Raw genomic sequence first — 6,789 nt, 5'->3', positions numbered from 1 at the left:
GGGGAGTTGATGCGGCCGCGCCCTCCGCCAACCCCCGCCTTCCGGCGCAGGCCCCCCACCGCGCGGCGACCCCCGCCGCGGTGTGCCGGCGGGGGTCGCGAGGGGGACGCGAGGGCCTACTTCCCGGTCTCCCTCTCGTAGGCCTTGAGCACCTCTTCGGTGGGGCCGTCCATCAGCAGCTCGCCCCGCTCCAGCCACAGCACCCGGTCGCAGGTGTCCCGGATCGTCTTGTTGTTGTGGCTGACCAGGAAGACCGTGCCGGCCTCCTTGCGCAGCTCCCGGATGCGCTCCTCGGAACGCACCCGGAACTTGCGGTCACCGGTGGCCAGCGCCTCGTCGATCATGAGGACGTCGTGGTTCTTGGCGGCCGCGATGGAGAAGCGCAGGCGCGCCGCCATGCCGGAGGAGTACGTCCGCATCGGCAGCGTGATGAAGTCGCCCTTCTCGTTGATCCCCGAGAAGTCCACGATCTCCTGGTAGCGGGCACGGACCTCCTCACGGCTCATGCCCATCGCGAGGCCGCCGAGCACGACGTTGCGCTCGCCGGTCAGGTCGCTCATCAGGGCCGCGTTGACGCCCAGCAGGGACGGCTGGCCGTCCGTGTACACCTTGCCCTGCTCGGTCGGCAGCAGTCCGGCGATGGCCCGCAGCAGGGTCGACTTGCCCGAACCGTTGGTGCCGATGAGACCGATCGCCTGACCGCGGTAGGCGGTGAAGGAGACCCCGCGCACCGCGTGCACCTTGCGGACACCGCGCGGTTCGCCCTTGCCCCGGCGCAGCATGCGGCTCAGCGCCGCGGTGGCGCCGCCCTTGCCGGCGCTCGTCCCGTTGACCCGGTACACGATGTGCACGTCGTCGGCGATCACTGTGGGGATGTGCCCCTGGGATGTTTCCTCAGCCACGGCCGTACCGTTCCTCTGCCTTCCAGAAGTACACGAAGCCCACCACGCCCAGCACCAGCGCCCAGGCGACCGCGACGGCCCACACGTGGTCCGGCAGGTTCTCCGAGCCGTAGCCGTCGATCAGGGCGAAGCGGACCAGGTCCATGTAGACGGCCGCGGGGTTGTACTGGAGGACGTCGGCGATCCACTGCGGCTTGTCCGCCAGCATCACCGGGATGGAGAACATCACGCCCGAGGCGTACATCCAGGTACGCATGATGAACGGCATCAGCTGCGCCAGGTCGGGGGTCTTGCTGCCCATCCTGGCCATGATCAGGGCCAGGCCGCTGTTGAACACGAACTGCAGGGCCAGTGCCGGCACGACCAGCAGCCAGGACAGCGACGGGTAGCTGCCGAACCCCACCGCGACGGCCAGCAGCACGATCATGGAGAACATCAGCTGCTGGAGCTGCTGCAACGAGAAGGAGATGGGCAGCGAGGCGCGCGGGAAGTGCAGGGCGCGGACCAGTCCGAGGTTGCCGGAGATCGACTTCACCCCGGCCATGACCGAGTTCTGGGTGAAGGTGAAGACGAAGACACCCGTCACCAGGAAGGGGATGAAGACGTCCTGGGTCATGCCCTTCCGGGTCCCGAGGATCAGCCCGAAGATCAGGAAGTAGACCAGGGCGTTCAGCAGCGGGGTGACCACCTGCCAGACCTGGCCCAGCTTCGCCTGGCTGTACTGCGCGGTCAGCTTGGCCCTCGAGAAGGCCAGGATGAAGTGCCGGCGGCCCCAGAGCTGCCGGATGTACGCGACGAGGCCGGGTCTGGCACCGCTCACGGCCAGGCCGTACTTGGCGGCCAGCCGTGACGCGCTCAGCCCGTCGTCGTCGGACGGCGGCGCACTCAGGGCGAGCCCGCCGTCATGGGTCGTGTCACTCACAAGTCAGAACTCTCGTCTTCACCGTGCGCAGCGGGGGCGCGGGCGCGGCCAGGGCGGACAGGGATCCCCGTACAAACGTTTACGGCTCATGGTCTCAGAGAGAGCCTCTCAGATCACGGGGGGTCGGCCCAGTCTGGTCAGCCGCCACACCGTACGCCACCGCATGGGACGCCGGGGTCCGCAAGGCGTCGTCCAGCCTTCCCGGAAGCCGCCGAACCATGCCTTGAGCGCGGGCACGGAAGGCCTGCGCACCAGGGTGAGCAGCAGCCAGACCCCGACGTACACGGGGACCAGGGGCGCGGGGAGGTTGCGGCGGGCGAGCCAGACCCGGTTCCGGGCCACCATGCGGTGGTAGACCGCGTGCCGGGACGGCGCGGTGGTGGGGTGGTTGAGCACCATGTCCGCGCGGTAGTCGATCACCCAGCCCGCGTCCAGCGCCCGCCAGGCGAGGTCGGTCTCCTCGTGCGCGTAGAAGAAGTCGCCCGGGAGCCCGCCGACCTCGGCGATCACCTGGGTGCGGACCGCGTTCGCGCCGCCGAGGAACGTCGTCACCCGGGACGAGCGCATCGGGTCGGAGGCCCGCAGCCGCGGCACGTGCCGCCGCTGGGTGACGCCCGTCTCCGGGTCGGCGATGCGGAAGGTGATGATCCCGAGCTTCCGGTCCGCCTCGAACGCCTGCCGGCAGAGCTCGGCGGTGTCGGTGCGGGGCAGCAGTCCGTCGTCGTCCAGGAAGAGCAGCGCGTCCACGTCCGCGCCGGACGGCCCGAATGCCTCGATACCGACGTTGCGGCCGCCCGGGATGCCGAGGTTCTCCGGCAGTTCCACCGTCCGCACCCCCGCGGGGACGTCCGGCACCGGGGCGCCGTTGCCGACGACGACGACCTCGATCCGGTCGCCTTCCTGCGCGGCGACCGAGTCCAGGAGGGCGCGCAGTTCGCCGGGCCGGTTGCCCATGGTGATGATGACCGCGCCGAGTTTCATGGGAGAGCTCACTTCAGCCTGCTGGAGGCCAGGATCGAGACGAGGTGCAGCAGCGTCTGCAGCAGGGCGATGCCGGCGAGCACCGCGACCGCGAGGCGGCTGAAGAAGAGGTCGTCCCTGACCGCGTCGAGCACCGCGGCGGCCAGGATGACCAGGGACGCCTCGACGCCGAGGATCAGGCGGTGGAACTTGAGCGCGCCGGCGGCCCGGCGGGCGAACGCCATGCCGGAGGAACGCGGCTCGGACGCGGCCTCCTGCACCGGCGGCAGTCCGCCCTGGTGGCGGGCGACGCCGACGAGGTCGGTCTCGGCCTTGATCAGGATGGCGCCGAGCGCCGCGAGCGTCCCCAGGAAGGCCCACAGCCAGTCGATCCGGCCGCTGCCCCACAGGTCGGAGGCGCGCAGGCCGAAGCCGACCAGCACGGCCGCGTCGCACAGGTAGGCGCCGACCCGGTCCAGGTAGACCCCGCCCAGGGAGAACTGCTTCTTCCAGCGGGCCACCTCGCCGTCGACGCAGTCGAGCAGCAGGTAGAGCTGGACCATGAGGACGCCGAGCAGCGCGCCGGGGATGCCGGGGACCAGCAGGGCCGGTGCCGCGAGGGCGCCCGCGACCGTCATCACGTAGGTCAGCTGGTTGGGGGTGATCCTGGTGTTCACCAGGTGCCGGTCGACGCGCAGCGAGATCTCACGCATGTAGAGCCGGCCCGCCCAGTGCTCGCCGCTGCGCCGGTCCTTCACGCCGGCAGGGTGCACGACCGGCCGGAGTTCAGCTATCGATGGCTTGTGCATAGTCGGCGTACGCGTCCCTGATCTGGTCGGTGGACAGGTTGAGGTGTTCCAGGATCGTGAAGCGCCCGGGGCGCGTCTGCGGGGCGTAGTCGACGGCCCGGACGAACTCCTCGGCGCTGAAGCCGATCTCCTCGGCACGCACGGGCAGCCGGTGCCGCCGCAGCACGGACGCCATGTGCCGCGCCTCGTCGCGGGCACCCCGCAGGTGCATGGCGAAGCAGGCGCCGAGGCCGACCTGCTCACCGTGGCTGGCCGCACGCTTCGGGTACAGCAGGTCGAAGGCGTGGTTGATCTCGTGGCAGCCGCCGGAGGCGGGGCGGGAGTCCCCGGCGATCGACATCGAGATGCCGGTCAGGACGAGGCCCTCGGCGAGCACCTTGAGGAAGGCGTCGTCCCCGATGTCGCCGGGGTGGCGCAGCACGGCCTCGCCGGCCTGCCGGGCCATGGCCGCCGCGAGTCCGTCGATGTCCTCGTTCCGCACCTCGTGGGCGAGCTCCCAGTCGGCGACGCAGGAGATGTTGGACACCGCGTCGCCGATGCCGGAGCGGACGTAGCGGGCGGGGGCCTCACGTATCACGTCGAGGTCGATGACCACGGCGATCGGGGTGGGGACCCCGTACGAGCCCCGCCCGTTGTCGTTGTCCAGGGTGGCGACCGGGGAGCAGAGGCCGTCGTGGGAGAGGTTCGTCGCGACGGCGACCATGGGCATGCCCACGCGCGCCGCGGCGTACTTCGCCACGTCGATGATCTTGCCGCCGCCCAGGCCGACGACGGCGTCGTACCGGTTGCCCTTGATGTCGTCGGCGAGCTGCACCGCGGCGTCGATGGTGCCGTTGGCGACCGGGTACCAGTCGGCGCCCGCGAGTGCCGGGGCGAGCCGCTCGCGCAGTACCCGTCCGGATCCCTCGCTGATCGCGACGGCCAGCTTGCCCGAGGTGGAGATCCGCTGGTCGGCCAGGAGGCCGGCCAGGTCGTCCAGGGCACCCCGCCGGATGTCGACGACGACCGGGGAGGGGATGAGGCGGGTCAGTACCGGCACGCGATCTCCCTGCCGCGGGCGAGGTCGTCGTGGTTGTCGATCTCGACCCAGGTGACCTCGCCGATGGGGGCGACGTCCACGGTGAAGCCCCGGTTGACGAGCTCCTGGTAGCCGTCCTCGTAGTAGAGGTCGGGGTCGCGCTCGAAGGTGGTCCTGAGGGCGTCGGCGAGCTCCTCGGCGGCCTCCGGCTCGATCAGCGTCACACCGATGTACTCACCGGTCGCGGTGGCCGGGTCCATCAGCTTCGTGATGGACCGCACCCCCTTCTCACCGTCCGTGACGACCTTCATCTCCTCGTCGGCGAGAGCCTTCACCGTGTCGAGCGCGAGGATGATCTTCTGGCCCTTGCCGCGGGCGTCCAGGAGGGTCTTCTCCACGGAGACCGGGTGCACGGTGTCGCCGTTGGCGAGGATGACGCCCTGCTTCAGGACCTCACGGGCGCACCACAGGGAGTAGGCGTTGTTCCACTCCTCGGCCTTGTCGTTGTCGATGAGGGTCAGCGTCACACCGTAGGCCGCCTCGAACTCGGCCTTGCGGGCGTAGACGGCCTCCTTGCGGTAGCCGACGACGACCGCGACCTCGGTGAGCCCGACCTCGGCGAAATTGGCCAGCGTCAGGTCGAGGACCGTCTTGTCACCGTCCACGGGCACCAGGGCCTTGGGCAGCGTGTCCGTGTAGGGACGCAGACGGCGTCCGGCACCTGCTGCCAGTACGAGGCCGATCATGCGAGTTCTCCTTCGTCGTGTACGGCGGGGGCCGAGGAGGACACCCAGAAGCGGATGGACTCCACGAGCACCACAAGGGCCACGGCGACCGCGAGCGCGGCGAGGGCCGTGGTGAGATCCGGTCCCGTGGTGAGCACGGTGGCGAGTACGGCCACGACCAGGGTCCGGCCCTCGTGCCCGCCGATGGTGCGCACCAGCCACTGCGGGGGCGCGCCGGTACCGCCTCGGATGCGGTACACCGTGTCGTAGTGATGGTAGGCGACGGCCGAGACCAGGCCGAACGCCGCCGGAACGGCGTGCGGCGCGTCGCTGCGAGCCGCCAGCGCGAGGACGGTGCAGTACTCCGCGGCCCGGAAGGCGGGGGGCACCAGCCAGTCGAGGGTGCCGCCGAGCGGCTTGGAGACGGCGAGGCCCGCGAGGACCGCGTACGCCACGGCGGCACCGGCGACGAGGCCGCCGACGACGGGGGCGAACAGGGCCGCGCCGACCATCAGCGCTCCCCCGAGGAGCGCGAGCAGCGGGGCGGTGTAACCGCCCCCCGGCCGCCGGAGCACCGCGCCGACCGCCTGGGCGAGCGGTCCGGAGTCGGCGAGGTCGGCCAGCGCCCGGGCCGCCCGGTCGGTGCGCCGGGCCTTGCGGGTCAGCGAGCGCAGCAGCCGGCCCGCCGTGGTGTAGCAGGCGGCCAGCGCGCAGCCCGTCAGCAGGGCGTAGAAGACGATGCGGGGGGTGGTGAGCGCGGTCAGCACGGCGATCATGGCCCAGCGTTCGCCGATGGGCAGGACTATCATCCGGCGGGCCCACACGGTCCAGCCGACGCTGTCGAGCCGGTCGGAGAGAGCGGCGGTGGGGCTGGTGTTGGAGACCGCGTCGTGGTTGGCCTCGTTGAACGAGAAGTCGACGACGTGGCGGCATGCCTGGAGCACCATCGCGCCCAGTGCGAGGACCCACACGTCGTCGCCGCCGCGGGCGGCGCCGAGCGCGAGGCCCGCGTAGTAGGCGTACTCCTTGGCCCGGTCGAACGTGGCGTCGAGCCAGGCGCCCATCGTCGAGTACTGCAGGGAGTAGCGGGCGAGCTGCCCGTCCGTGCAGTCGAGCACGAAGGACAGGAGCAGCAGCACCCCGGCCGCGACGTAGCCGCCGCGGGTGCCGGTGGCCGCGCTCCCGGCCGCGATCAGGGCGGTGACCAGCGAGGCGGTGGTGACCTGGTTGGGGGTGAGGCCCCGGCGGGCGCACCAGCGGGCGATGTAGCGGGAGTACGGGCTGATGAAGAAGGTGGTGAAGAAGCCGTCGTGGGCCTTCACCGCACCGCGCAGCCGTACCGCCTCGTCGTCCACGGACGCGACGGCGGCCTCGGCTGCGGCCCGGTCCCCGGGGCCGGCCGGCACCGTCGCGGTGAGCGATCCGAGCTCGGGCCGCTGTACGGGGGTCCCCT

Annotated in this window: 7 protein-coding genes; all 7 read right to left on the bottom strand. The window is 71.2% G+C overall.

Features of this window, described 5'->3' with window-relative positions:
• Positions 1-116: 116 nt before the first annotated feature.
• Positions 117-902, bottom strand: a complete 786-nt coding sequence (locus ABZ371_RS26990; RefSeq protein WP_358684216.1) for an ABC transporter ATP-binding protein — start codon at positions 900-902, stop codon at positions 117-119.
• A complete protein-coding gene (locus tag ABZ371_RS26985; RefSeq protein ID WP_358684214.1) occupies positions 895-1,824 on the bottom strand; it encodes an ABC transporter permease in 930 nt (309 codons plus the stop codon). The genes ABZ371_RS26990 and ABZ371_RS26985 overlap by 8 nt, the downstream gene beginning before the upstream one ends.
• A gap of 108 nt (positions 1,825-1,932) precedes the next feature.
• Entirely contained in the window at positions 1,933-2,817 is an 885-nt protein-coding gene (locus ABZ371_RS26980; RefSeq protein ID WP_358684212.1) for a glycosyltransferase, read from the bottom strand.
• Entirely contained in the window at positions 2,814-3,593 is a 780-nt protein-coding gene (locus ABZ371_RS26975; RefSeq protein ID WP_358684210.1) for a CDP-alcohol phosphatidyltransferase family protein, read from the bottom strand. The genes ABZ371_RS26980 and ABZ371_RS26975 overlap by 4 nt, the downstream gene beginning before the upstream one ends.
• Positions 3,571-4,632: an iron-containing alcohol dehydrogenase family protein gene (locus ABZ371_RS26970; protein ID WP_358684208.1), complete on the bottom strand. Its 1,062-nt coding sequence runs from the start codon at positions 4,630-4,632 to the stop codon at positions 3,571-3,573. Before ABZ371_RS26970 ends, ABZ371_RS26975 begins: the two co-directional genes overlap by 23 nt.
• Positions 4,620-5,357, bottom strand: coding sequence for a phosphocholine cytidylyltransferase family protein (locus ABZ371_RS26965; RefSeq protein WP_358684206.1), 738 nt, complete (start codon positions 5,355-5,357; stop codon positions 4,620-4,622). The genes ABZ371_RS26970 and ABZ371_RS26965 overlap by 13 nt, the downstream gene beginning before the upstream one ends.
• Positions 5,354-6,789 (bottom strand): DUF5941 domain-containing protein (locus ABZ371_RS26960; protein ID WP_358684204.1); only part of this gene is annotated, 1,436 nt, incomplete at its 5' end. The genes ABZ371_RS26965 and ABZ371_RS26960, both read right to left, overlap by 4 nt.

The organism is Streptomyces sp. NPDC005899 (genome assembly GCF_040629645.1).
Lineage (GTDB): Bacteria > Actinomycetota > Actinomycetes > Streptomycetales > Streptomycetaceae > Streptomyces.
This window is presented reverse-complemented; position numbering and strand designations above follow the sequence as displayed.